Origin of the sequence: Salinibacillus xinjiangensis (assembly GCF_009649735.1) — a bacterium.
GTDB lineage: Bacteria > Bacillota > Bacilli > Bacillales > Alkalibacillaceae > Salinibacillus > Salinibacillus xinjiangensis.
Window position 1 is genome coordinate 204,781 of record NZ_WJNH01000005.1, and the last position, 26,478, is coordinate 231,258.

Annotated in this window: 28 protein-coding genes and 6 tRNA genes; 6 read left to right on the top strand and 28 right to left on the bottom strand. The window is 36.7% G+C overall.

The genetic code is table 11. The features are described from left to right. Positions 1-74: 74 nt before the first annotated feature. Entirely contained in the window at positions 75-635 is a 561-nt protein-coding gene (locus GH754_RS09555) for a 5-formyltetrahydrofolate cyclo-ligase (protein ID WP_153728494.1), read from the bottom strand. A gap of 80 nt (positions 636-715) precedes the next feature. Then, on the bottom strand, positions 716-865 hold the full coding sequence (rpmG, locus tag GH754_RS09560; RefSeq protein WP_153728495.1) for a 50S ribosomal protein L33: 150 nt from the start codon (positions 863-865) through the stop codon (positions 716-718). Positions 866-1,099: 234 nt separating this feature from the next. Here rpmG and GH754_RS09565 point away from each other — a divergent pair, with 234 nt between their 5' ends. Beyond that, on the top strand, positions 1,100-1,492 hold the full coding sequence (locus GH754_RS09565; protein WP_153728496.1) for a hypothetical protein: 393 nt from the start codon (positions 1,100-1,102) through the stop codon (positions 1,490-1,492). Beyond that, positions 1,489-2,004, top strand: coding sequence for an MltG/YceG/YrrL family protein (locus GH754_RS09570; RefSeq protein ID WP_228550206.1), 516 nt, complete (start codon positions 1,489-1,491; stop codon positions 2,002-2,004). Before GH754_RS09565 ends, GH754_RS09570 begins: the two co-directional genes overlap by 4 nt. Positions 2,005-2,196: 192 nt before the next feature. On the opposite strand, the gene GH754_RS09575 is transcribed toward GH754_RS09570, so the two are convergent. The 19 genes from GH754_RS09575 to GH754_RS09665 all read right to left on the bottom strand — a co-directional run bounded on the left by GH754_RS09575 (position 2,197) and on the right by GH754_RS09665 (position 17,425). Next, the gene (locus tag GH754_RS09575; RefSeq protein WP_153728497.1) at positions 2,197-2,361 is read right to left on the bottom strand and encodes a hypothetical protein; all 165 of its coding nucleotides are present in this window, start codon (positions 2,359-2,361) and stop codon (positions 2,197-2,199) included. A gap of 133 nt (positions 2,362-2,494) precedes the next feature. Further along, positions 2,495-2,947, bottom strand: a complete 453-nt coding sequence (locus GH754_RS09580; protein WP_323741950.1) for a DUF4871 domain-containing protein — start codon at positions 2,945-2,947, stop codon at positions 2,495-2,497. 376 nt (positions 2,948-3,323) lie between these two features. Beyond that, a complete protein-coding gene (gene phoU / locus GH754_RS09585; RefSeq protein ID WP_153728498.1) occupies positions 3,324-3,983 on the bottom strand; it encodes a phosphate signaling complex protein PhoU in 660 nt (219 codons plus the stop codon). 19 nt (positions 3,984-4,002) lie between these two features. Further along, positions 4,003-4,794 (bottom strand): phosphate ABC transporter ATP-binding protein PstB, encoded by a 792-nt coding sequence (gene pstB / locus GH754_RS09590; protein WP_407690665.1) that lies wholly within the window; start codon positions 4,792-4,794, stop codon positions 4,003-4,005. A 34-nt stretch (positions 4,795-4,828) separates the two neighbouring features. Further along, positions 4,829-5,707 (bottom strand): phosphate ABC transporter permease PstA, encoded by an 879-nt coding sequence (gene pstA / locus GH754_RS09595; protein WP_153728500.1) that lies wholly within the window; start codon positions 5,705-5,707, stop codon positions 4,829-4,831. Beyond that, positions 5,707-6,651 (bottom strand): phosphate ABC transporter permease subunit PstC, encoded by a 945-nt coding sequence (gene pstC, locus GH754_RS09600; protein WP_153728501.1) that lies wholly within the window; start codon positions 6,649-6,651, stop codon positions 5,707-5,709. The genes pstA and pstC overlap by 1 nt, the downstream gene beginning before the upstream one ends. Positions 6,652-6,749: 98 nt before the next feature. Beyond that, positions 6,750-7,769, bottom strand: a complete 1,020-nt coding sequence (locus GH754_RS09605; protein WP_153728502.1) for a PstS family phosphate ABC transporter substrate-binding protein — start codon at positions 7,767-7,769, stop codon at positions 6,750-6,752. A gap of 137 nt (positions 7,770-7,906) precedes the next feature. Then, entirely contained in the window at positions 7,907-10,015 is a 2,109-nt protein-coding gene (locus tag GH754_RS09610; protein ID WP_228550207.1) for a peptidoglycan D,D-transpeptidase FtsI family protein, read from the bottom strand. Positions 10,016-10,089: 74 nt separating this feature from the next. Continuing rightward, entirely contained in the window at positions 10,090-11,382 is a 1,293-nt protein-coding gene (locus GH754_RS09615) for an MFS transporter (RefSeq protein WP_153728503.1), read from the bottom strand. A 136-nt stretch (positions 11,383-11,518) separates the two neighbouring features. Beyond that, positions 11,519-12,130 (bottom strand): superoxide dismutase SodA, encoded by a 612-nt coding sequence (gene sodA, locus GH754_RS09620; protein ID WP_153728504.1) that lies wholly within the window; start codon positions 12,128-12,130, stop codon positions 11,519-11,521. Positions 12,131-12,360: 230 nt separating this feature from the next. Continuing rightward, positions 12,361-12,436: transfer RNA gene (locus GH754_RS09625), tRNA-Phe, on the bottom strand. Positions 12,437-12,440: 4 nt separating this feature from the next. Next, positions 12,441-12,533: transfer RNA gene (locus GH754_RS09630), tRNA-Ser, on the bottom strand. A 7-nt stretch (positions 12,534-12,540) separates the two neighbouring features. Beyond that, positions 12,541-12,617: transfer RNA gene (locus tag GH754_RS09635), tRNA-Ile, on the bottom strand. Positions 12,618-12,631: 14 nt separating this feature from the next. Continuing rightward, positions 12,632-12,707: transfer RNA gene (locus GH754_RS09640), tRNA-His, on the bottom strand. 11 nt (positions 12,708-12,718) lie between these two features. Further along, positions 12,719-12,795: transfer RNA gene (locus tag GH754_RS09645), tRNA-Met, on the bottom strand. Positions 12,796-12,798: 3 nt separating this feature from the next. Further along, positions 12,799-12,873 (bottom strand) — tRNA-Asn (locus tag GH754_RS09650). Between the two features lie 232 nt (positions 12,874-13,105). Then, the gene (locus GH754_RS09655; protein ID WP_153728505.1) at positions 13,106-14,746 is read right to left on the bottom strand and encodes a Na/Pi cotransporter family protein; all 1,641 of its coding nucleotides are present in this window, start codon (positions 14,744-14,746) and stop codon (positions 13,106-13,108) included. A gap of 213 nt (positions 14,747-14,959) precedes the next feature. Then, positions 14,960-16,705, bottom strand: a complete 1,746-nt coding sequence (locus GH754_RS09660; RefSeq protein ID WP_153728506.1) for a methyl-accepting chemotaxis protein — start codon at positions 16,703-16,705, stop codon at positions 14,960-14,962. 87 nt (positions 16,706-16,792) lie between these two features. Beyond that, entirely contained in the window at positions 16,793-17,425 is a 633-nt protein-coding gene (locus tag GH754_RS09665; protein WP_228550208.1) for an NfeD family protein, read from the bottom strand. Positions 17,426-17,542: 117 nt separating this feature from the next. Between GH754_RS09665 and GH754_RS09670 the strand changes: the two genes are divergently transcribed. Then, positions 17,543-17,929 carry a LysM peptidoglycan-binding domain-containing protein gene (locus GH754_RS09670; RefSeq protein ID WP_153728507.1) on the top strand — a complete coding sequence of 129 codons (387 nt, stop codon included), beginning with the start codon at positions 17,543-17,545 and terminating at the stop codon, positions 17,927-17,929. A 180-nt stretch (positions 17,930-18,109) separates the two neighbouring features. Further along, positions 18,110-19,207, top strand: coding sequence for a flavodoxin-dependent (E)-4-hydroxy-3-methylbut-2-enyl-diphosphate synthase (gene ispG / locus GH754_RS09675; protein WP_323741964.1), 1,098 nt, complete (start codon positions 18,110-18,112; stop codon positions 19,205-19,207). A gap of 35 nt (positions 19,208-19,242) precedes the next feature. Here the strand turns inward: ispG and GH754_RS09680 are convergent, their stop codons facing one another. Then, the gene (locus GH754_RS09680) at positions 19,243-19,698 is read right to left on the bottom strand and encodes a hypothetical protein (protein ID WP_153728509.1); all 456 of its coding nucleotides are present in this window, start codon (positions 19,696-19,698) and stop codon (positions 19,243-19,245) included. A gap of 162 nt (positions 19,699-19,860) precedes the next feature. Here GH754_RS09680 and GH754_RS09685 point away from each other — a divergent pair, with 162 nt between their 5' ends. After that, on the top strand, positions 19,861-20,145 hold the full coding sequence (locus GH754_RS09685; protein ID WP_153728510.1) for a DUF2624 domain-containing protein: 285 nt from the start codon (positions 19,861-19,863) through the stop codon (positions 20,143-20,145). Between the two features lie 30 nt (positions 20,146-20,175). Here GH754_RS09685 and GH754_RS09690 read toward each other — a convergent pair whose 3' ends face one another. Further along, positions 20,176-21,069, bottom strand: a complete 894-nt coding sequence (locus GH754_RS09690) for a deoxyribonuclease IV (protein ID WP_153728511.1) — start codon at positions 21,067-21,069, stop codon at positions 20,176-20,178. Between the two features lie 16 nt (positions 21,070-21,085). Next, on the bottom strand, positions 21,086-22,420 hold the full coding sequence (locus tag GH754_RS09695) for a DEAD/DEAH box helicase (protein ID WP_153728512.1): 1,335 nt from the start codon (positions 22,418-22,420) through the stop codon (positions 21,086-21,088). A 244-nt stretch (positions 22,421-22,664) separates the two neighbouring features. Between GH754_RS09695 and GH754_RS09700 the strand changes: the two genes are divergently transcribed. Beyond that, positions 22,665-23,612 (top strand): 4-hydroxy-3-methylbut-2-enyl diphosphate reductase, encoded by a 948-nt coding sequence (locus GH754_RS09700; RefSeq protein ID WP_153728513.1) that lies wholly within the window; start codon positions 22,665-22,667, stop codon positions 23,610-23,612. A gap of 48 nt (positions 23,613-23,660) precedes the next feature. On the opposite strand, the gene GH754_RS09705 is transcribed toward GH754_RS09700, so the two are convergent. From GH754_RS09705 to GH754_RS09720, 4 genes are all read right to left on the bottom strand, one after another. Continuing rightward, complete coding sequence (locus tag GH754_RS09705; RefSeq protein WP_153728514.1) at positions 23,661-24,782, bottom strand: Nif3-like dinuclear metal center hexameric protein; 1,122 nt, start codon at positions 24,780-24,782, stop codon at positions 23,661-23,663. A gap of 2 nt (positions 24,783-24,784) precedes the next feature. Continuing rightward, complete coding sequence (locus tag GH754_RS09710) at positions 24,785-25,477, bottom strand: tRNA (adenine(22)-N(1))-methyltransferase (protein ID WP_228550209.1); 693 nt, start codon at positions 25,475-25,477, stop codon at positions 24,785-24,787. A 92-nt stretch (positions 25,478-25,569) separates the two neighbouring features. Beyond that, entirely contained in the window at positions 25,570-25,950 is a 381-nt protein-coding gene (cccA, locus tag GH754_RS09715) for a cytochrome c550 (RefSeq protein WP_153728516.1), read from the bottom strand. A 174-nt stretch (positions 25,951-26,124) separates the two neighbouring features. After that, on the bottom strand, positions 26,125-26,454 hold the full coding sequence (locus GH754_RS09720) for a hypothetical protein (protein WP_153728517.1): 330 nt from the start codon (positions 26,452-26,454) through the stop codon (positions 26,125-26,127). Between the last annotated feature and the right edge of the window lie 24 nt (positions 26,455-26,478).

Here is a 26,478-nt window from a genome sequence, read left to right on the forward strand (position 1 = left end):
ATCATACACCCCTTCATTGAAGTTACCTTTAGGTTTTGTATATTTTATCAAAATATACAACTAATGAGTAAAACTTAATAGAGGACACCATCCTCCGTGATAATGTGCTGTACAGGGATGTCATATTCGTTGTGGGGTACTTCTGAGGTGATTTGTTGTTTTGTGGCTATTGAAACCGTAGTATGATTAAAACCTTTTAGATAGCGATCGTAATATCCCCCACCATGACCAATCCGATAACCCTTCTGATCAAATAACAATCCAGGAACAAGGAGTAAATCAATTTCTTTCTTTTCATATAAGGTACTTTCAGAAGGGATTGGCTCTAATAATCCGGCGTACACTTTTTCTAGCTGGTTAAAATCCGTAATTTGATAAAATGCCATCGAATGATCTTGTTTTGGGAAACACTTAGGAACCACTACAGTCTTACCTGAATTCCACGCAAATTCAATTATGTATGTAGTGTCGATTTCATGTCTTTGAGCAATAGTTGCACCCATTACATTTGCTTGTTGCCACCAAGATGTCTTTCGAAAATGTTCTGCAATCTGTTTAGAGACCTTTTCTCTCTTAGAACTTGTCATCTCTGATAGAATTTGTTTGCCTTTTTGACGTAGTTGTTTTTTCTCCATCTTTATCTCCTTAGATTTCTTTATATATAAAAAGAGTGTCTGAATCCCTATAACCGGAATTCCAAACACTCTAATTTTTATTACTTAGTTTCACGGTGTAACGTATGTTTGTTACAGCGAGGGCAGAATTTTGTTAATTCTAAACGTTCTGCATTGTTTCTTTTGTTTTTAGTTGTAATATAGTTACGGTCACTTGATTCAGTGCACGCTAGAGTCACTTGTACACGCATGATTCTTTCCCTCCATTCCAATATCAGTACATAGCGTTTCATTTCATTTATCGTAAGACTAATACATAATACCAAAGCTTCGACATATATTCAAGAGTTCATTATTAGAAATTACCCCCAGTAATGAATCTTAAGTAACGAATCTATTAAATGGAAAAGAAATTGGTAATAATCCCTCATTTTCTACTCCACCATTATATGATATAACTAGAATAGATTAAAAGGAGGACTATCATGATTTTCACATTAATCACATTAGTCGTAGTTGGGATTATTCTTTTTATCCTCTCTTTCTTTACAAATGACAAATTTAAGGATCTAGAGGATCAAATTGAAGATGTTTCCATATCTACGCTACAAGAAACTTATCGTCTGAAAAACAAAATGAAAGTATTAGAAGAAGAATTATTAGTATCGGATTCCGTATCATCGGACCTCGACATACCAACACCTTCGTCTGATGAAAAGCAACCACCTGTATATGATCAAATTAAAAAATTACATGATGTAGGTTTTTCAATTGATCAAATTGCCAATAGTACAGCGTTAAAGGTGCATGATGTACGAGCTATCTTACAACAAATTTATCCAGGTGCAATGGAGAAAAGCGAGGATGATGCTCAATGAAATATGCATTACGTTCCTTTTCATTGGGTATTTTAACTGCTACTCTCATAATTGGGGTTATTTACCTAATGGATGATGATTCAACAAGCCAGCAGGCCTTAACCGTCAAAGAGGCAACAACCTTCCTAGCAAATGAAGGGTATCATACCGTTGAACAGCAGGAATGGACTAAACTAAATGAAACGTTGGAATCTCAAAAGCAACAACAAGATAAGAATGACCAACAACAGTCAGACAAGGGTAATGACGAAAACACAGAAAAAGATGATAAGGAAATTGCTGAGGAAAAAACTAATTCAGAAGAGCCTAAAACCATTACAATTGAGGTTACACCAGGAATGATGATTAATGAAATATCCTCTAAACTCGCTGAGGAAGGCATCATTGACAACGAAACGGAATTTGAACAATATTTAGAAGAAAACGATTATGCAAGACTCATACAAATTGGCACATTTGAGATTCAATCCGGAATGAGCCATAATGAAATTGCCGAAGTATTGACCAATTAAGAAATTTGCAAAGCACAGTTTTAGCAATAAAGCGTTCCGTTTTGAGGTGCATTTTTAAAAATATTCATATAAATGACACCTAAATTGGTAAATGAAATGACACACTAAATGTCATCATAAAAAATCAGGATCGTCTTACATCATAAGACGATCCTTTTAAATTAAAGCTCCCATTACTTTAAGTGTAGTGATTCACTTATTGCTATTGTTATATATATATTCAATTGTATCAGCAACTCCCTGTACGGCTGTAATTAAATCGCTAATGTTCATATTGACTCCATCAATTGCAATACCTATCCAAAATGCGCCAATTAAAATACAAGCCCCAAGAAAAATAACGTGCCAGTCTTTCATAGAATCCTCCTATCCCAATTGTTTAAACAAAATTTTTAATGTTATTATCTTTTATTATAATCCTGCCTCGATAATAAAATAAGCGTTCCTGCTTGTTCCAGAAACGCCCCCGTTAGATAAACAAGGTCTGTATTTATTTCTCTATTACGTTCACAATAATATTCCCAAACAATTCATCACCGAAATAAACTTCTAACTTCCATAACCCTGGATTTGGTAACTCCATATAAGAAGGCAAGTGATGATCTGCACCATTATTAGGAGCAAGAGTATTCATATTATTTTGTTTTTGAAGAACAGTTATTTTTTCACTTGTTTCTTTACTAACACCGATTACTTTAAATGGCTTTGTTAACGTATCTGCGTCACCCCAAAAATGCCACATATATTTTTGGGTTTCACCTGCAATAAAGGGACCATATTCTCCAAAGCCAAATCTTCCATTATCGCCTATACGAAAAACAAATCCACTTTTTCTAACAAATGTAGCGCTTTCTTCCCAATTTTGTTTGGATGTTTTTGCGGTCTCATAAGAACAACCTATCAACAATAATAAACATACCAAAAATAAAATCACTTTTTTCACTTATATCCTCCTTAAAGTTCTCTTCAAATACAAACCTTTTATTCAACAAATCTGCTTCTTTAGTTCAACAAGCTTTTTTATAATTATATCAAGTAAATGGGATGTTTTGGAATGAAATCGGTTTAATTTACATTCTAAATGGCACCGAAATTGACGTACTATTTTGCGTGTACAATGCTTATTGTCCTATGAAAAAACAACTGTCATTTTGTGTGTCAAATTATATTAAAATGATCAAAAATTGATATAAAAGGAAAAATGACGCGACCAATTATCGCGTCATTTTATATGTCATTTAAGCTATATGCACCTGAAAACGGACCCTTTATTTTAGCAACTGTGCTTTTTTTGTTTAAGGCTATTTTCATTTCATTTGTTAATCATTTAAATTATACGTTTCTCCTTTTACTAGGTAGAAAATATTTTCTCCTATATTCGTAATATGATCAGCATACCTTTCAATAAACCTTGCACTAAATGCCATTTCCATTATATATTGGTTCATCTGTGGATTTGACGCTGTTTCATCCAGCATTTCACGAATGACCAGTCCATACATTTCATCGATTTCGTCATCCAGCCCTGATAGCTGTCTGGCGAGTGAAATATCCTCATACTCAAAGGCCTTAATAGCTAATGAAGCCATATCTCGAGCTTTTTCTGCCATTTGACTAATCTTCGGGTGGACGGTTAGGCCATGGTTTTCCCCAAGGCGTATTGTCGCTTTTGCAATATTAACTGCGTGATCCGCCATCCGTTCTATATCGGATGAGATTTTTAGAGCAATAACCAATCTCCTTAAATCACTTGCGACAGGTTGCTGCTTGGCAATTAATAGAATGGTCTTGTCATGAATATCCAATTCTTTTTTATCAAGATCATTATCCCTGTCAACCACCTCTTGTGCCTTTTCTACATCCCTATGATATAGACTCTCAACTGCGTTCTTCAAAGCATTATCAGCACCATTTGCAAGCTCGTGAATTAAGGTCTTTACCTCATTTAGCTCACCATCAAATTGATTTCTTATCGTCATGGTTACTCCTCCTTTTTTATTAGCCGAACCGTCCAGTAATATAATCCTCAGTTCGTCTATCTTCAGGATTCGAAAATAGCTTGTCAGTATTTGAGAATTCCACTAATTCTCCATTAAGGAAAAAGGCCGTTTGATCGGAAACGCGGGCAGCTTGCTGCATATTGTGAGTCACAATCACAATGCTGTACTTTTCTCGCAATTGCTGAACCAATTCTTCTACTTTTAAAGTTGAAATTGGGTCAAGTGCTGAAGTTGGCTCATCCATTAAAATCACATCAGGTTCAATCGCTAAACATCTGGCTATACATAGGCGCTGCTGTTGTCCTCCTGATAACCCATATGCATTTTCATGTAAACGATCCTTCACTTCATCCCAGATGGCTGCATCTTTTAAGCTTTTTTCAACGATTAGGTCTAAATCCTTTTTCTTTTTAATTCCATGGATTTTCGGACCATAAGCTACATTTTCATAAATCGATTTTGGGAAAGGGTTGGGCTTTTGAAAAACCATCCCAACATGCGTACGTAAATCCTCTACACTTTGTTTAGCATTAAAAATATTTTCACCTTTATATTTAATCGTCCCAGACGTTTTAACAATTGGCACCATTTCTACCATTCTATTTAAGGTTTTCAGAAAGGTAGATTTTCCACAACCAGATGGTCCAATAATAGCTGTAATTTCGTTTTCCACAATTTTCATATTAATATTTTTAAGCGCTTGGTCTTCTCCATACCATAAATTTAAGCCTGACACTTCAAACACTTTACTCTTGGCTTGTTCTGTCTGTTCACTTGTGTTGTTTACCATTGGCTTTGCGATTAATGACATTTTGAACATCCTCCTAATAACGTTGTTGAAATTTATTTCGAATATACACGGCGACAGCATTCATTAATAATAAGACAACCAATAACACAATGATTCCTGCTGCTGCTAATAAAGGCCACTCATCACCTGGTCTACTAATCCAGCTATAAATTTGAATCGGCATCACAGTATATGAGCCAAATACAGAATCAGGTAAGGTATAGATGGCCGCTGTTGCCCCGACAACTAATAATGGAGCTGTTTCCCCAATTGCTCTGGATAAAGCAAGAATTGAGCCCGTAATCATACCAGGTAAAGCAGCCGGAAGAATCACCCGCAAAATGGTCTGCCATTTTGTAGCTCCCATGCCTGCAGATGCTTCTCTTAACTCCTTGGGGACTGAACGAATGGCTTCTTGAGCAGCAACGACGATGATTGGAAGAACCAACAAGCTCATCGTTAATCCACCAGAAAGAAGTGAATAGTCAAATCCCATTACATAAACGAATATGGTTAATCCAAGTAAACCAAATACAACAGAGGGAACACCCGCTAAATTCTGTATATTACTTTGTATAAAGCTAGTCATTTTCCCCTTAGGTGCATATTCCTCCAAATAGATAGCTGTTGAAATGCCTACTACAATGGAAAAGACCGCTACAATTCCCATAAGATAAAGGGAACCTATCAATCCAGCAAAAATTCCCGCTCGTTCTGGATAGGGGGCAGGAAAATTTTTAACAAAATCAAAGGAAAGTGTGTCCATTCCTTGAGATAGAACACGATATAAAAGCATGGCTAAAACAATTAATCCTATCGAAGTAGAAATGAAAAAAAGTGCATGGAAAACTTTGTTTTTCCTCAGTCTTTGCTTCAATTTTTTTGACCATGTATCTTTATTGAGGTTTGTCATTAATATTCCTCCCTAAAACGCCTTGCAATATATTGGGAAATTAAATTCATCAGTAAGGTAAAGACAAATAAAGTAATACCGACTGCATAGATACTATAGTAAATGGTTGATCCATAAGTGGTGTCACCTGATGTACCTTGAACAATAAATGAGGTTAGGGTTTGAATGGACTGAGTCGGGTCAAACGTTAAATTTGGCGACTGACCCGCCGCAATGGTAACTATCATGGTTTCCCCAATTGCTCTAGATATTCCAAGTACAAACGAAGATATAATACCAGATAGGGCTGCAGGTACAACCACTTTCATAGCCACTTCAAATCTAGTCGCGCCCATCGCAAAGGCACCCTCGCGTAAACTGTTTGGCACTGCATTCATCGCATCCTCAGAAAGTGAAGCAATTAGCGGAATGATCATAATCCCGACCACAATTCCTCCGCTTAAGGCGTTAAAAATTTTCACATCAGATAAAAACCCTTGTAAGATCGGTGTCACAAAAGTTAATGCGAAAAAACCATACACGACGGTCGGAATACCAGCTAAAATTTCTAGTAGAGGTTTTACAATTCTCCTTGTTCGATCACTGGCATATTCGCTTAAGAAAATGGCAGCCGCTAGTCCAAGTGGAATGGCAACGATAATTGCAATTAGCGTAATCAGTAGTGTGCCTGTGATTAATGGGAGAATTCCAAATGAACCTGACCATGGCTTCCAATCTGTGTTAAGAAAGAATTCCGAAATTGAAACCTCACTAAAAAAAGTAAAGGCTGAGCTTAATAAGGTATATAAAATGCCTAATGTCGTTAATACGGAAATCACCGCACATAAAAACAAAAACATAGGGATTAATTTTTCTATTTTTCTAAGGGTTTGCTGTCTTTCTTTTTTTGCTTGGATTTTAGCTTTAATCGTAAAGCTTTGCGACTCAGTTCTATGAAGCTCCATCGCTCTAAACTCCTTTCAACTTGTAAAGCTCTATGAAGTAATCAAAACTTATTCAAGGGAAAATGAGGACAGGTTTTCCTGCCCTCATAGTCATAATCCTATTGATAAATAGCTTGTAACTCTTTCAATTGCGATTGGTACTCATCTTCAGTAAGTGGAACATAGCCGACTTGCTCTGCACCTGCACCAGCAGCGCCAGTAAATAAGAATTCTGTAAAGGCTTGAACGGCTTTATTCTCTTCTAAAGATGCCTTGTTAATATAGGTGAACAGTGGACGAGATAATGGGCTATAGGAACCATCTTGGATGGTATCTCCATTTGGAGCTACTGGTCCATCTCCCCCATCAATAGCTAATGCTTTTAAAGTGTCTTGGTTTTCCAAGTAGTACGCATAGCCAAAATAGCCAATCGCATATGGGTCATCCTGAATTCCTCTTACAAGTAAATTATCATCCTCAGAAAGGGTAACCCCTTCTCCTTCACGCATCGGTTTTTCTTCTAAAATTACTTCATTAAAGTAATCAAATGTACCAGAATCATGTCCTGGTGAATAAATTACGATTTCCTCATCAGGCCAAGATGAATCAATATCAGACCACTTTTTATTTTCACGCTCTGCAAGGAAAATATCTCGAAGTTGTTCAACTGTGAGCTCCTCTAAAAAGTCATTTTTCTGACTCACAACTACCGATAGTCCATCATAAGCTAGAACTGTTTCAATTAACTCAATACCATTTTCTTCAGCGATAGCTTTTTCCTCATCTTTAATTGGTCGTGATGCGTTACTGAAGTCAATTTCGCCTTTAGTGGATCGCTCAAAGCCTCCACCAGAACCAATGCTTTCAAGCGGTGTATTTACTTCTGGATTTTCTTGAGTGAACTCATAAGTTGCATATTCCATTATTGGGAAAACGGTTGAAGAACCTGCAAGTTTTACTGTACCGGTTACTGCTTCCGCTTCACCTGAGTCTCCACTGTTGCTTTCATTGGCTTGCTCTGTTGTGTCTGACTCTGCATTTGTTTCATCATCTTCCCCATCTGTTTGTCCACATGCTGCAATCACTCCAACTACAAACATCATGGCGAATAGTACGGCGAATCGTTTCAACTTTTGCATTTGTCTCTCCCCCTAGTTTTGAATGTCTTATCATTTCCTACATAAACTATCATAAGTTTTAACTATTAATCTCGTATGAATAGAATGTAAAGGTTTCGTAAATCCAAAAAAAGAGAATGGATACTTTATCCATTCTCCTAGTCATTCTCATTATTTTCCTGTTCATTGTTAATTGAAATCCCATTCTTTTGTCGCTCTTCCTTCAGATCGAAATAAGCGTCTAAAATTCGGCTACCAATTTGTAGGTTAATCCCGTCTCCAGATTCCAAACCTACATTTGGAACAATTACGGAAAAAGCAACCTCTGGATCATCATAAGGGGCGTAACCTACTAGGGTTAAGTTTTCAACATCTGCTACTTTTTCTATTTCTCCTTTTGCATTTGGTGCATATATTTCATTTTGGGCTGTACCTGTTTTTCCCGCCGGGTTATACGATTTACTATTAAAAACATGGTCAGCTGTTCCATTAGGATGCTGGAACACTCTTCTAAATCCTTCCTGCACCCGGTTTATATATTTTTCATCCATTTCAATTTGATTTAATACTTTTGGCTCTATACTTTTGTATAAAGAGTTAAGGCCATTATCTGAACTAGAGTTGTATATCCCTTTTACTAAATGTGGCTGAATTCGATATCCACCATTTGCAATGGTCGATACATACTGATTTAATTGTAAAGCCGTAAACGTATCATACTGTCCAATCGCATAGTCCATTAATAGACCAGGATTTGGGGAATCACCTTTATATCCAGTTGCCTCATATGGAAGATCCACACCTGTTTCAACGCCTAAACCAAATTGTTTAAAATAATTTCTTAGCTCTAATAAGGTTTTATCGCTATCCTTCACTTTAGATGGGACGTTCTGAGCGTAGCGATAATTGGTATAATCTCCACCCATTCGTAACGCTACATAAAACATATATACGTTTGAAGACTTTGCAATAGCCTCCAAATCATTCACATGCCCAAGTGTGATGTATGAACTTTTTTCAGGTGTTTGACTAATTTTAATTGGTGCATCATAAAAAGAACTTCCTATGTTAATAACCCCTGAATCATACCCAGCTAAAACCGTTGCACCCTTTACCGCTGAACCAGGACGATGAGCATCATAAACTACACGGTAGGATTGATCAGTAAACTCATGTTTTTCATGATCATATCTTTGGCCGCTTATGGCCAAAATTTCACCTGTTTTGGGATCTGACATCACAACTAATCCATCTTTTAAGTATTTATTTCTTGGATACTTATCGATGATTTTTTTCATTTCTTCCCTTATTATTTTATCAACTTTTTCCTGCAATTCGATGTCAACCGTTAGTTTTAAGCTTTTCCCTTGCTTACCCTCTCGAACTACTTCAGAATCAATTAACTTACCGCTCTGGTCAGTAACATGCTCTATAAGCTCTTTTTGTCCCTTGAGAACAGTTTCATACTCTTCCTCTAAAAAGCTCTCACCCACACGGTCATTTCGACTGTATTGACGAGACAAATAATAATCTACCTTCTCTCTTGGAATGCCATCGCCATGGTCTGAGATCCCACCAATAAAGTTTGCAAATGTCTCTCCATAGACTTTTTCTCGCTCCCAGTCGGTGGATACATTAATGCCAGGTAGCTCGCTTAAATGCTCTGCCACAACCGCATATTCTTTTTCGGAAATATTTTGGTTTTTGATAATATGCGGTGTTAGTGCAGGAGCTTGATCCAATTCCCTCTTTATGGCTAAAATTTCGAGAACTTGCTTATTTTCATTTATTTCTTTAATATCTTCGTCTGTTACCTTTTCAATGACGGCATAGTATTGCTCCTTTGAACTTAATTCCTGTTCTTCTGGTGTCAAACGACTATATGCCTCTTCTCTATTCTGCATTACCCAATAATCTTTTTTATCCCACTCTGTTACTTTATCTGTGTTTTTATCAATATATTGGGCAAGCTTTTCTGCTAAATCCAGCTTTTCACTAGGCTGTACATTTTTAGGCGGTGTGTAGGTTATCGAATATAAAGGCTTATTATCAACTAATAAACGGCCATATCGATCATACATTTTCCCCCTCGGGACCGGGTTTGCAGTCGTTGTATCCTCTGTACGTTCAATTTCTTTTTGTGCTGCTTCCCCATGTAATATTTGAACAATCCCTAGCTGCACAATTAAAAAGGCAAACATAATAAAAATTAGAAAAAATAATATATTTAACCGTAATGGTAAATGTGTTTTACTCTTTTTTGGCAAAGGGCTCCCCTCCCCTTATTTCATGTTGTACCTGCTAAATTATTATAACACGAAATGTCGATTTATAGGTTATTCTATCGATTTTCTTCTTCCGTAACCTCTTTATTAATTAAGGGTTCATTCTCCTTGTCCACGGTTTCCTTAGGTTTTTTCGGAGAGAATTGAATGTCTCGGAAGAAAAAGGAAATTAATAGGTGACCGATTCCCACTCCACCTAAAAGGAAAGGAATACTTTTCTCCGCATCAAAAATAAAGGTAATTAGTAAAAACAAAAGAATTGAGCTTACTCGACCAGAATTTAAGAACAATTCTCTTACCACAATGTACTCAATTCGTTTTTCCTTCGCCATTCTTGATGTACCAATCACATCATAAGATATGGAAAAGTAAGGCACATAAATAATTGGATAAGCCACACCGATAATCGCTGCATAAATTAACAATACAGTATAACTTGGAAAGAATATAATCAAATATATAGATGCGTACAGGATTACCCCACCAATCAGGATTCCTTTTTTCCTTAGATGAGGTTTAATCATTCTTGTTGCAATATAATAAAAGAAGAATGAAAAACCAGAAAATACTAAGTTAAAGGTTCCTAAGGCTAGTTCGCTATCTGTAATTAAAAATACCCAAATGGCAATCACAAATAGGAATATCCCTTCACGAAGACCTTGAGAGTAGTTAGCCTGCAAAACGCGAAGCCAATTTTTATTATGTTTACGTTCAGCTAAAATGATGCGAAAATTATATTCCCCTTCTGCGCTTCTTCGATTAATGAAGAAACTACAGCCAACAGCAACGACAAATAAAATAAGCGAAATGGTAAAAATAGTTGTATAACCCGTATTGGCTTCCATTTTAGAAATAATGAGCCCTGCTGTAAATGGGCCAATCATCCCACCAAATGATTGGAGCAAGCCAAAAAAACCGTTGAAAAAATCCCTAGTTTCAGGTTCAGTAATTTCAAAGGTTAACACATGAAATGCTAGCCAATAAAATCCATACCCAATTCCTAAGATACCACCTAATATAATGTTATACTTTGCTGCATGCTCTCCAACCATTAAAACCGTCATAAAAAAAAGGGATAAAAAAGTCACACCTAAACGTAAGACAATAACACGGTCCACTTTTTTAGCCCATCTTCCAGCTAAGATAAATGTTAACGGCTGTAAGATATATACAGCTAAATTATAAAAGGCTATAGTGCCATAATTCCCTGCTTGTTTCCAAAGGAAAATGTTCACAAAAGTATTGGAAAGAAAAATACTAACCGAATACAATCCACCGATGGCAAGCAAAAGAATTAAATCACGATTTATATCAACATGACCTACAATAGCTTTTAACCTTGAACCCATATTAAAACCCCTTTTCTCTATATATTATTTTCTTCAACATAACCCTATATATTCAGTGAAAAGGGGGAAACAAGTGATTCATAAAATTAAAAAAGGAGCAGAGGATTATTCCCTCTGCTCCTTAAAATTTCTTATATTATTTAGCTGCTTGATAGCGTTTTTCTACTTCATCCCAATTTACAACATTCCAAAATGCAGAAATGTAGTCAGGACGCTTGTTTTGATATTTAAGGTAGTAAGCATGCTCCCAAACATCAAGACCTAGAATAGGTGTTTTACCTTCCATAAGTGGTGTATCTTGGTTTGGAGTGCTTGTGACTTCAACATCACCATTGTTTACAACTAACCAAGCCCAGCCTGAACCGAAGCGGCCTGCAGCTGCAGCAGCAAACTCTTCCTTGAATTTGTCAAAGCTACCGAAAGCAGCATTGATTTTTTCAGCTACCTCTCCAGTAGGCTCTCCTCCACCATTTGGAGAAAGTATAGTCCAGAACAGGCTGTGGTTGGCATGTCCTCCACCGTTGTTACGTACTGCTGTACGTACACTTTCAGGTACAGCATCAAGGTTTGAAAGTAAGTCCTCTAGTGACTTATCTTGTAGATCTGCTTGTCCTTCAAGTGCACCATTTAATTTTGTTACATAAGTGTTATGGTGCTTTGTGTGGTGAATGTTCATTGTTTCTTTGTCGATGTGAGGCTCTAAAGCATCGTATGCGTAAGGTAAATCTGGTAATTCAAATTTAGCCATTGTAAATTCCTCCTTATTATATGTAATGGAAATAGGAAAACAATATCTAAGTAGTGTTATTCCCTATAATTAAGATTAACAAGGGATTCTTTTTGATGCAACAATTTTGCTATAGATTTTTGCCTATCATGTAAATTATATCCATTACATTCAGACAATAAAAAAGCAAGCAGTTAATCTGCTTGCTTTACATTACTCTATTTGGAAAGGAGAATTCATTTTCTAAATCATGGTGGCTCGGGACGGAATCGAACCGCCGACACACGGATTTTCAGTCCGTTGCTCTACCGACTGAGCTACCGAGCCATTCTGGCGGAGGAGGAGGGATTCGAACCCCCGCGGGCTTTGACACCCCTGTCGGTTTTCAAGACCGATCCCTTCAGCCAGACTTGGGTACTCCTCCGTACATATGGTGGACCCTGCAGGATTCGAACCTGCGACCGATCGGTTATGAGCCGATAGCTCTAACCAGCTGAGCTAAGGGTCCTAAAGTATTATTTATGGGGCGACTGGTGGGAATCGAACCCACGAATGCCGGAGCCACAATCCGGTGCGTTAACCACTTCGCCACAGCCGCCATATGTAGTTTGGTAGCGGCGGAGGGGATCGAACCCCCGACCTCACGGGTATGAACCGTACGCTCTCGCCAGCTGAGCTACGCCGCCATATGGCTCCACCGGTAGGATTCGAACCTACGACCGATCGGTTAACAGCCGATTGCTCTACCACTGAGCTACGGTGGAATAAGAAAAAGTAGTTCGCCCAAAAATGTTTCAATACAATTTTCAGCGACAAGATATAATTTAACATGATTATAGACATCTGTCAACAAAAATTATAAAAAAGAATTTTTTTGAGAACAAATGTAATATAGCATGTCCACGTTCATGATTCAAGGATTTTTTTGTTTTCCTAGATAAAGACTAAAATCCCATACATTTAATTTTGTATGGGATTTTAGTCTTATATAGATACTTATTCGTTATTATTTTCTTTTCCAATAACCTCTTGCGCAATATTTACAGCGTGATCACCAATACGTTCAAGGTTACTTATAATATCGACAAACACAATTCCAGCCGATCCTGAGCAGACCCCTTCATTCAGACGCAAAATGTGTTTTTTACGATAATTTCGTTCCATACTATCGATTTTTTCTTCTTTTTGAATCACTTCAAGCGCTGCTTTATGATCAGAGTTCTCATAAGCCTCTAATGCCTGCTTAACTGTGATTTGAGTTAAATTATACATTTCATTTAAATCTTCCATAGCTTGTTCAGTAAGATTTACTTTATTAGAGATCTTGTAATCCACTAACTCCACAATATTTTCGAAATGGTCACCTATTCGTTCAATATCTCTAATGTTATCCACAATAGAAGAGTGTAATTTCCCTTCTGATTCAGTTAAAGATGAACTTGAAATCTTAGCTAAATAATCAGTAATTTTTCGATCTAAATTGTTAATAGCACTTTCCAGCGAGAGAGCCACTTCAGAATGTTTTTGCTGTTTAGTATTTAAATAGTTGCTCGTTTCTTCCAAACCTTTTATGGCTAATTGTCCCATTCTTAGTGATTCCTCTTTTGCCTGCCCTAACGCAACTGATGGTGACTGCTGAACGATAAGGGGATCAAGATGCCTTGGTTTGGCGTCTACATAAGAATCTTCCCCAGGTATGATTTTGGTTACGATGAAGGCAAGTATCCCTACAAACCAAATTTGAATAAAAGTATTTGTGAAATTAAACGTACCATGAGCAAAAGCGATGGTTGCCTTAGGATTCAAGTCTAATTGTGCCTGTAAAAATTCAACGAAATGTGTAAATGGAATAAGTAGTATCAAAAAGATCGTTGTACCGAGCAGGTTAAAAATAACATGGGTTAGAGCTGCTCGTTTAGCTGCAACACTGGCACCTAATGCTGCAAGAACTGCTGTAATGGTAGTACCGATATTGTCCCCAAATAAAACAGGAAGTGCTGCATCTAAAGCAATAGCGCCTTGATCAAATAAACCTTGTAAAATCCCGATTGTTGCACTTGAACTTTGAACTATTACAGTAAATAAAGTCCCTACTACAACCCCTAATAGCGGAATTTCACTCATGCTTAATGTTAAGTCCTGAAAGGCTTGTAATGACCTAAGTGGTTTCATACCATCGGACATTAAGGAAAGACCATAAAAAAGTGCCCCTAAGCCAAAGAGAACCTGTCCAAAATACGTAAATTTCTTATTTTTAAAGAAAAAGATTAAAAACGCACCTAGTGCTATGATTGGCAACGCATATTCGTCGACATCAATCCCAATTATAAACGCTGTAACGGTTGTACCAATATTTGCACCCATAACAACCCCGATGGCTTGTCTAAGTGTCATAAAACCTGCGTTTACTAAACCGACAACAAGAACAGTTGTCCCAGAACTACTTTGAATTAAAATCGTAACAATAGCACCAGTTAAGACACCCATAAATGGATTGGATGTGAATTTATCTAAAATTTCACGGAGACGATCACCAGCAGCTTTTTGTAAACCATCTCCCATGTACTTAATACCAAATAGGAAAATACCTAGACCACCAATAAATTGAAATATTAGTGTTTGAACATCAAGTTCCAAAACATTCAACCCCTTATCCAAGATCAATTTTTATATCTATTATTATCATGCCTTCTACATTATTAAAGAAAAAGAAAAAGATTGTAAAGGATTTTCTACAAAATTTACATTATCTTAACATTCCTTTTTGGAAATAACTGAGTATTGTTAGTTAATTTCCCCGACTGACAATAAAAAATCCCTTAAAAAAAAGGGATTTTTTAAAGATATTAACTATTCTCTTATAAGCGTTGATAAGGATTGTCCTAGCGCTACTAACTGAATTCGAATGTCTTCTGTTTCATCCATAATTTTTTGCTGTAACTCAGTTGTTTCATATAAGGCTTCTACAGATTGTATGGTATCTATTGTATTCTGATGTAAGTTTTGAAAGGCTTGTTCTAACTCAGGTATTACTGCTATGGTATTTTCTACTTCATCCGTTGAACGGCTTATTTGATTGTTAACAACTTGAATAGCTGAAGATAAATCTTGGTACATTTTACTTGATTCATTTACATTATGTAATTGAATGGATAATTCTTTGGCTAATAAATGAAATTCCTTGGTAAAGAATTCCCCTATTTGAACTGTATCATTTACTTTTTGATCAATTTCAATGGCAGCGGATCTCGAATCCTCTGCAAGCTTTCCAACTTCAGAAGCTACTACTCCAAATCCCTTCCCAAATTCACCAGCTCTTGCAGCTTCTATTTTAGCATTTAGAGAAAGTAATCTTGTTTGATCTGCTAAATCACGTATCATACTACCCGCTTCCTTGATATTGGAGGAGTATTCCTGGAAATCCTCTATTTTAAACGATAAACGTTCAATGGCTGTATGTGATTTTTCAAGGGCATGTATTATAGCTGTTACTCCTGAAGTTCCAAATTCAACCGTTTCATTCATGTCATTTTGCTTCTCCTTCATTGTTCTAAATTCTGTTAAAAGCAAATCCATTAGTTTTGTTAGCTCCATAAATGTTTCTTCGTAAGTTGAAAATGTAGATTGTGTTTTTTTGGAATTATCCATCACGTTTTGTAAATCTTGTTTCATGAAATTTTGTTTTGAAGTTAAATCCCCTGAAGAAGCTGACAATTCATCACCTGTAACATTAAGCTGCGTTACCGCATTATCGATGTTATCGAACATGGAAGAAATTTGATCCATAAGCATTTTAAAACTTTTACTTAAAGAACGTATTTCAGGAATGTTACTGTTTGTGTATGCTACATTTTTCAAGTCTCCATTTCGAGCCTTTTTCATCTCATTCCGTAAGTCTGTTAATGGGCTAGTCATTTTTTTCATAATAAATGAAATAATGAAAGAAATAATAATTACACTTATGATTCCAGCCATTAAAAAATAGTTAGCTAATGATTTTGCAGATGCAGCAATATCACTTGTTGGCACTGCAATTACAAATGTACCTTGAAGTTCTTGAATCGAACCAAATGTAAAAAGCCACTCTCGATTTTGCCAATCAGCTATAAAAGAATGTTCATCACTGTCTTTTGTTCTTTGGATGATTTCATCTGTAATACTTACACTAGATAATCTTCTATTATTAACCTCTTGAAAAGTTCCATCATTACTGATTAGTAACAAGCGGGCACTTAAATCATTTTGCATTAATTTTATTTTTTGGTCTTCTGCTGCACTAAGAACCTGCTCTTGAAAAAGATGTTCGTCTTCCAAATAGGCGTATTTATAATTTCTAGCCATCTCTCTCATGATAAATACTTCACGTTCAAGCCTCTCATTTACTAAAGTCATTTGGCTTTCTTTGACTTTTGAATAGGATACTCCTCCTATAATTGATAAAGAAAGAATAAATAACGTCAGTACCATAAAAATCAATCGTAATGGAAATGTAAGTTCTAATCCTTTAAATCTGAATCCTCTAAATTTGAATCCTTTAAATTTGAATCCTTTAAATTTGGCTAAAATATTTTGTGTCTGCTTTTTCAGTATTTTCAAAAGGCTTCCCCCTCATGCTTTACCACATCTATGGTCAAGTATGACACCACATTGTAAATAAAGGGTTAAGCCTTTGTTAAAATTTTCTTAACCTTCTACGACATCCACCATAATTTTCGTTCCATCTGCATGGGTAACAACAATTTTTTCACCACTTCCAACCCACTTCCCATTTGAAATTGCACTATATTCCCGTTCACCAATCTTTATGGTTCCTGTAGGTCTCAAGTCTGTTACGGCAATTCCTTTTTGGTGAATAAGCTCTTGATAGGACTCATTCATGGAATTATATCCCGCTTCTTTAGTTAATCGATCAAACAGCGTAATTTTGTCCCACATATTTCGTTTAGGAAATACCTTTAAAAAAAGGAAACTACACATAATCCCTAGAATTACTCCTATAACCCCATACAAGCCCGTTAACCAGCTAGAGGTTACAGAACCAACAATAAATAACATAAGGATGACACCTATTACAGACAACGTGCCGTCATTAAGGATTTTTCCGTCAATAATTAATAATGCTATCGCTAATAAATAAAATGCGCTAGCAATAAGCAGATTAGCAGGGGATAAATACGTAGCAAAATAAAGGAATAGAAAACCGAATCCTAACGCACCAGATACGCCACGTAATTTTACTAAAAACTCACCAATTAATAGCATCATTCCTAAAAAAGTAAGAATAAAAGCACCTAAACTAGAAGTTAAAAATAACAAGCTTTCCACTCCCCTTTCATGTACAACTTAAGGCGTAATTCAGCTAAATATTATATACGATTCAATAAACATAAAGGTTTCACTTATAAGTAATAAATCGTTCTGGAGGGGAACGCCGTGACTAAATTTAAAAAAATCATATTCATTTTATTACTCATATTATTTGCTAGGAGCATTATACATGACATGACCACAGGGATTGCCACTTCAACTTCTAGCACAGCAAATAACACAGCGGAAAGCGACGTAGAGGTAAAAGTACCAGCTAAGAAGGAAAAACAAGTCAATAAAGAAAAAAATAACGAAGCTAAAGTTGATTACAAGCCCGTATCACACACCGTATCTGCAGGAGATACAGTGTTATCTATTGCTGAAAAAGTGAATAGTCGCTCCATTCCTATCCAGAAGATACTTGAAGATTTCCAAACCTTAAACCCTGATGCTGACCCGCATAACATCAGAATTGGAGAGACCTATTTCTTTCCGGAATATATTGAGGAATAACAAAAAATGTGCGGACATCTAGATTTCTTACACTATCCCCTAAATAACTTTATCTGTAGAAAAAAAGACTTTTCGAGCTCTCCTACTTCTCAATTTCGAATAAAGCCCTTATAATGTATTAAGATATTGTCTATTTAAACTTTATTCGAATGACGTAAAGGAGCGTTATTTATGTCTCAAATAACACATCGTAAAGAAACACGACAGGTTCGTGTTGGAAATCTTACAATTGGTGGTAAGGATGAAGTTGTAATCCAATCTATGACCACCACAAAAACACATGACGTTGAAGCGACTGTTAATGAAATCGGACGTCTCGTTGAAGCAGGGTGCCAAGTTGTACGCGTAGCATGTCCAGATGAAAGAGCCGCGAATGCAATTCCTGAAATAAAGAAGCAAATTAATATTCCTCTAGTAGTTGATATTCATTTTGATTATCGTCTTGCTCTTAAAGCCATTGAAGGCGGGGCTGACAAGATCCGTATCAATCCAGGGAATATTGGCAAACGAGAAAAAGTCGAAGCTGTAGTAAATGCAGCTAAAGAAAAAGGCATTCCAATTAGAATAGGTGTTAATGCTGGTTCACTTGAAAAACATATCCTACAAAAATATGGCTATCCTACAGCAGATGGTATGGTAGAAAGTGCTCTACATCATATCAAGATTCTTGAGGATTTGGATTTTCATGACATTATCGTGTCCTTAAAGGCGTCTGATGTAAAGCTAGCTATTGAAGCATACGAAAAGGCTGCAGAAGTAATACCATATCCTCTTCATTTAGGGATTACTGAATCCGGAACACTGTTTGCTGGTACAGTCAAAAGTGCTGCAGGCTTAGGAGCTATTTTAAGCAAAGGAATCGGTAGTACGCTCCGTATTTCGTTAAGTGCAGACCCAGTTGAGGAAGTGAAGGTTGCACGCGAATTGCTTAAAACCTTTGGTCTTGCATCAAACGCAGCAACATTAATTTCCTGCCCAACATGCGGGCGAATTGAAATCGACTTAATTTCGATTGCAAATGAAGTGGAAGAGTACATCTCAAAAATCAAGGCACCAATTAAAGTTGCTGTCCTAGGCTGTGCTGTTAATGGTCCTGGTGAAGCAAGAGAAGCAGACATCGGGATTGCAGGAGCGAGAGGAGAAGGATTGCTCTTTAGACATGGGGAAATTATCCGTAAAGTACCTGAAGACATTATGGTTGAAGAACTGAAAAAAGAAGTCGATAAGCTTGCTGAGGAATATAAAAAAGAACAAGCTGAAAAAGAGGTTGAAGTTTAAAAAAAAGCCCCCAATATTGGGGGCTTTCTATTTCGTCAGACAAATGGAGCTAATATTAAGTTAATCACAATTGCTGCGATACCAGCTACAATTGCAATATTACCCAGTGTGTCAGCACCTCTTCGTTTTGCCATAACACCGACAACAATTCCAGCTATACCCATAACAAGCGGCCACATGAAAAAGGCTAACACAGATAGGATAATGGCTGCCCATCCCCAACCTGCTTCACCGTCTTCTTCCATGTGCGTTTCACGTTCGCCTGCACGGACTCGATTTAATTCATCCGCTCCAATAGCTGCTTCCGCTGCAAATTCCTCTTCTCTTTTTTGTTCCCTGATATCGAGGTCCTCTGCACCATCAAAATTGGAATTGGCACCTAATTGCCCCTGTGAATAATAATTCGTATTCTCGGGGCTTGGTCCCCAATCACCTTCTACATAATTTGTTTCCCTATTGTGATTATTGGCATCATTATTCTGTGAAGTCATTTGGTCAATCCCTCACTTTCCATGAAGAGGTACAACCATATGTTATGTAGAATTTCTTTGAACTTACGTGGGATTATTAACCATCAACTATGAAAAAGGGTGAACATTTACATTTAACAACATATACTGTATTAACGAATCCAAATATGAGGTTGATCTTTTATGAAAAAAATGATTCGGCAAATGGTGCGAGATAAATTTGCTTCTTTAACAACTAAGGATTTAATAAAGCATGGTAAGCAATATAACTTCCACTTGACCCATGACCAAGCTGACAAAATTTTAGCCTATGTTCGAAAAAACTCCCTTGACCCCTTTAGTGAGCGTGATCGTTTTAAATTACTTAAAAAAATTGCCCAGGTAACAGACGAAAAAACGGCTCAAAAAGCTAATAAATTGTTTCAAAATATGGTTCAAAGCTACGGCATCGATCATTTATTTAAATAAGAAACTCCGCTAACCTTAGCGGAGTTTTTCTTATACCGTTAGTAAATGGTTTTTCATTTCTTCATTAAAGCTTTTTTCCTTCAGCATTTCAATTTCATACTTATATGGTGGCTTTTTGTTCTTTTTGTCTTCACCCACATATGGTGTTTCTAAAATTTTAGGAATGCTCATGAAATCTGGGTGATGGACAATATATTTTAATGTCTCAAAGCCAATTTTTCCGAAACCAATGTTTTCATGTCGGTCTTTGTGAGCCCCACGTTCATTTTTACTGTCATTTATGTGTAAAACCTTAATACGATCGAGTCCAATGATTCGATTGAACTCAGATAGAACTCCATCAAAATCATTGATGATGTCATAGCCTGCATCATGAATATGGCAAGTATCCATACAAACCGACAGTTTATCGTTATGAGTGACACCCTCAATAATTTGTGCTAGTTCCTCAAAGGTTCTTCCACATTCGGAACCTTTTCCGGCCATTGTTTCTAATGCAATTTGGACATCCTGTTTTGGATCAATCACTTCATTAAGTCCTTCAATGATTTTTTGAATACCCTTGTCAGCACCTGCTCCCACATGTGCACCTGGGTGTAGGACGATTTGCTTTGCTCCGATTGCCTCTGTTCGCTCAATCTCAGAACGAAGGAAATTTACCCCAAGCTCAAAGGTTTCTGGTTTGGTCGTATTTCCGATATTGATAATGTATGGGGCATGTACAATTATATCTTCAATCCCATGTTCTTTCATGTGTTTAGTTCCAGCTTCGATATTAAGCTCTTCAATCGCTTTTCTTCTCGTATTTTGTGGTGCACCTGTATAAATCATGAATGTACTTGCATTGTAGGTGGCGGCTTCTTCACTTGCTCCTTCTAACATTTTCTTCCCCTTCATGGAAACATGTGATCCTATTTTTAACATTCTTCCCTCTCCTTTGTTAATTTTTTCCCCGTTTAAATCTTTTCTCTTGCTGCTTCCTCTTTAGGTCTCTTTTGATTTTTTCAGCCTCATTCTTCATTTTCTTTTTGTAGCCTGGTTTGACCTTTTTCTTTTTACGAACCTTTTTCCAAGCTTCCTGATTTAACTCATTGTCATGTTTTTCTCTCTTTTTTCGTTGATTCCACTCCTTAACCTCAACCCAGTCATTGTTTTTTATATCATAATTTGTAAAGGAAATACCTGATTTCTCTAATTTTTCTATGAGCTTATAATCATAATCCGTATAGAAACTAATGGCTGTTCCTTCTAAGCCGGCTCTTGCTGTTCTTCCCACACGGTGAATATAATCTTCTGGGTCTTTAGGTAGCTCTGCATTAAAAATATGACTAACACCTGGAATATCGATGCCCCTCGCCGCTAAGTCTGTTGCAACAATGTATTGATATTTTAAATCCTTTACATTTTTTAATGTTCGCTTTCTCTCTCTTGGAGTCAGGCCACCGTGAATAATTCCAACATCTAAGCCTTTTTGATAAAGCTGCGCTGCTAATTCATCAGCGTTGTCCTTTTTATTTACAAAAATCAAGGCCAAATATGGGTGTATAAGCTTTGTTACTTCAACAATCATTTCAGCAGGCTCTCTGTGCCTTAAAGGCATAAGCCGATGTTCCATTTTTTCTGGAACAGGTCCTTGATCCTCAATTTTAATATGCTTTGGGCTTTCCATATATTTTTTAAGGAAATGCTGTAGCTGCACTGGAATGGTAGCAGAAAAAACCATAAGCTGAATGTCTTTTTTCATGCGAACTAAAATTTGATCCGTCTCTTGAATGAGTCCTAAATCAATTAATAGGTCCGCTTCATCAACGACCATGGCAAAAGCTGAGTATAAATCTAATGCCCCTTCTTGAACTAAATCAAGAATTCTTCCCGGAGTACCTACCACAATGTGTGGCGGCTCCTTTAATTTGTCCATCATTTTTTGTTTATCCGTTCCACCGATAAGGAGTTTTGCTCGTAATGAATCCTCTTTATCTCCGTAATCAATGATTTTTCGAATCTCATCAAAAATTTGCATGGCCAATTCTCTTGTCGGAACGGTAATAACCACTTGTACATCCTTTTTCGACTCGTCAATTTGGTTGAATAAGGGAAGTAAATACGCGTGTGTTTTCCCCGAACCGGTATGGGATTGACCGATTAGACTCTCCCCTGTTAAAGCAACAGGAATTACTTCTTCCTGGATCCGAGTTGCTTCTACAAATGATAAACGTTCTAATACTTGGTATAAGTATGGTTGAAGCTCAAATTTTTCAAACTGATTTTGTTTCATATGTTTAGTTCTCCTTTTTATTCGTGCACGTATATTATATAAGAGTAGACACAAGAATGCCAATTCACGAAACTTTTGTCTAAATGTCTTCTAACCTTTATAATAAAAGAAAAGCAAGAAAATCATACACATATTTCTTATACAATCAGGAATAAATAGTTGATTGATATTTGAAAAAGGCTTTCGCCATGTGCGATTAGCCAAGGTTTTCTAATAGATTTTGCTTATGAGGGGGAAACATGTGATGGAAGTAATTAAAATTGCTCCGCGCGGCTATTGCTATGGGGTAGTTGATGCTATGGTTATTGCGAAGAATGCAACAAGGGACCCGAACCTACCGAGGCCTATTTATATACTTGGAATGATTGTTCATAACAACCATGTAACAGAAGCATTCAAGGATGAAGGTGTCATTACACTAGATGGCAAAAATCGCGCAGAATTATTAGAAGAAATTGAAGAAGGAACCGTAATCTTTACAGCCCACGGGGTTTCACCAGAAGTCATGGAGCGTGCAAAAGCTAAAGGATTAACAGTACTCGATGCGACGTGTCCAGATGTAACCAAAACCCATAATCTAATACGGGAAAAAGTTAAAGAGAACTTTGAAGTAGTTTATATAGGTAAAAAAGGTCATCCTGAGCCTGAGGGTGCCGTGGGAGTCGCACCAGGTCATGTTCATGTGGTACAAACAGAGGAAGATGTTGAAAAATTAACATTAGATGTAGAGAAAATCATTGTGACCAACCAAACCACTATGAGCCAATGGGATGTTTATGATGTCATGCAAAAGGTAAAAGAAAAGTTTCCACAAACTGAAATGGTTCAGGAAATTTGTATGGCGACTCAAGTTCGTCAGGAGGCAGTAGCTGAGCAAGCAAAAGAAGCAGATTTAACTATTGTTGTAGGAGATCCACGCTCAAACAACTCAAACCGCTTAGCACAGGTATCAGAAGAGATTGCTGGAACCAAAGCATATCGTATTGCTGATATATCCGAATTAAAACGTGAGTGGTTAGAAGGTGTCTCAAAGGTAGCCATTACCGCTGGTGCATCCACACCAACACCTATTACAAAGGAAGTCATTAAATTCATCGAGGGCTTTGAACCAGATGATTCTAATAAGTGGAATCCTGTTTCAACCGTTGAGAAAAAGAAGATTCTCCCTAAAGTTAAAGAAAAAAAGGCGTAAAAAGAGCCCCGATTCTAAAAGCGAATCGGGGCTTTTTTTAATGCTATTTTATAGAAATTGAAATGGTTCGGTATTTGCCTTAGAAGTTATAATGTCAATATCGTAATTTTTATCTTTACATTCTTTCTCCAGCTTATGCTTCACGCCATCTTTCATTACCTTTTCTATATGGTGACCGGGATCAATAACATTTAACCCAATTCCCATGGCGTCATGAGCTGTATGATAGTATAAGTCTCCCGTAATAAACACATCAGCACCTTTACGTTTTACTTGGGAAACAAATTTATTTCCATCTCCACCAATGACCCCGATGGTTTGCACCTTCCGCTTAAGATTACCTACCACTCTTAACGCAGGTAAATCTAAACTGCTTTTGACATGCTCAGCAAAATCTTCAAGCGTCATGGCTTCCTTTAATTTTCCTATTCTACCAAGTCCATAGGCATTCCCTTCATTTTGCAGTGGATATAAATCATAAGCCATTTCCTCGTATGGGTGAGCTTCCTGTGCTGCTTTTAATACTTGAGGCAAAATAGACTTAGGTAATATGGTTTCCATCCGAACCTCGTCAACCTTCTCTAGTTCTCCTTTAGAGCCTATGTATGGATTGGTTCCTTCTAGAGGTTTAAATGTACCTTGGCCTGGTGATTGAAACGTACAGTGGCTATATAAGCCAATGTGGCCTGCTCCACTCTCACCCAGTGCATTACGAACCTCTTCCTGATGGGAATCTGGTACAAATATCACAATTTTAATGAGCTCCTCATTCCCCATTTGAATGAGAACCTTATGATCTTGAATACCTAATGCGTCCATAAGCATATCGTTCACTCCACCATTTGCCATATCTAAATTGGTATGAGCAACGTAAACAGCAATATCATGTTTGATTAGCTTTTCAATTATTCTTCCTTTTTCTTGATCTTGATGAATAGCCTTTAGCGGACTAAAAATAAAGGGGTGATGAGCAATGATTAGGTCGACCTCATTTTCAATAGCCTCATCAACTACATTTTCAAGTACATCAAGGGTAACCATCACCTTATTTACTTTTTTGTTTAAGGTTCCTACGTGTAATCCGATTTTATCTCCGTCCATCGCAAGAGACTTTGGTACCCATCCTTCAAACATACGAATCAATTCTTGGCCAGTTATAGGTTTACTCATTGTTACAATTCCTCCTTAATCCAATTGATTTGCTGCTCGAATTCAGTAATTTTCACTTTGTCGGGTTGAGTAGCTTCCTTCATTTGCTTGACTATATGAATTTTTTTATCCAGCACAGATGACCATTTTTGAATAAATGCATCCCCCTTATTCCTTAAATTAATAGGGCCAAGATACAATTCTTTTTCAGATAATGTAGTTAAATCCGAGTCTGAATAATCCCCAACCACGATTTCATAAAAATACCCATCCTCTTCTAAAACCTCTTCACTCACAATGTCATAGTTATGCTCATTAAACCACTGACGAATACTTTTCGCATTAATATTGGGCTGGGTAATAATCCGTTTCACTCCACGAAGGTTTTCATGTCCTTGTTCTAAAATGCTTGTAATTAATGTGCCACCCATCCCAGCAATGACAACACTTTGTACTTCTTTTGGATAAATTACAGATAGGCCATCACCTTGTCTGACTTCAATTCGGTTTTGCAAGTCATATCGATTAACTTGTTCGAGTGCCTTTTGAAATGGGCCTTGATTAATCTCACCAGCAATAGCTGAGGCAGACAAGTCCTCTAAACAAACATAACAAGGAAGATATGCATGGTCAGAGCCTATATCTGCAAATTTGTTTTTAGGGGGAATATATTGCGAAATCCTTTTTAAACGTTCAGAGATATTGATATCGGTCATAATCATAACCTCACTTTATGCTATTATACTTTTCATTTCCTATGTATCCAAAAAGAAAAGCTTTCTATAATAGAAAGCTTTTCTCCCTCATTTTATTTCTTTTCTGCAAGCCATTCAGATAATGCTGTTGCTTGTTCAGGTTGTACAAGTCCACCTGGCATTCCTGAGCCTTTACCATTATTAATTATATCAGCAATCTCTTTAGCTGAGTATTTACTACCAACTTTATTTAATGCTGGAGCAGATCCAGACCCAGCTAAATCAGCACCATGGCACATGGAGCAATTATTTTGGAAGAGTGTTTCAGCATCCATAACGGCCTCTCCGCCACTTTGCTCCTCTGATGCCTTACCTTCTTCACCTTCACCTCTAACTTCATCCATTTGATTAGCCCCAACAGAAGCTAAAATAATCATGGCAACAATCCCTAAAACACCAATAATTGCGTATGGTATAACTGGATTCTTTTTCATAATTTTTCCTCCTTATGTAATCCCCTATGAACATCATTATTAAGTATATACAAACTATACATATTTTACTTTAAAACATCCTGCAAAGAAAGGGGAAAAAATGAAAATTTAATGAAATCTCATTATTTATATATATTACCAAGATAAAGTAAAATCATTACAAATACAAATTGCTTAGGTTTTCTTCAGCGATAAAAAAAAGTACAAATGGATGATACCAATAGTCAGCAATAAAATTAGTAAGCCAATTTGCAAACCAAGATTAATTTCAGTAAAATGTATGATAAGAAATGAAAACGGTATCAGTAAAAGCAAAAAAATTAAATCCACAATCATAAGTAATTTTGAAAATCGTTTTGGTCTTGCTTTTTTCTTTTTGTGATCTATCCCTTGTCCTTCTGAATAGAGTGCAATTAAATAATCACAATAGACATCGGGTAACATTCGATTCTTTTTCCAATATTGTAATTCATTTAGAATTACATGCTTACGATCCTGTTGCATCATGCCCACTCCTCAAATATTAAA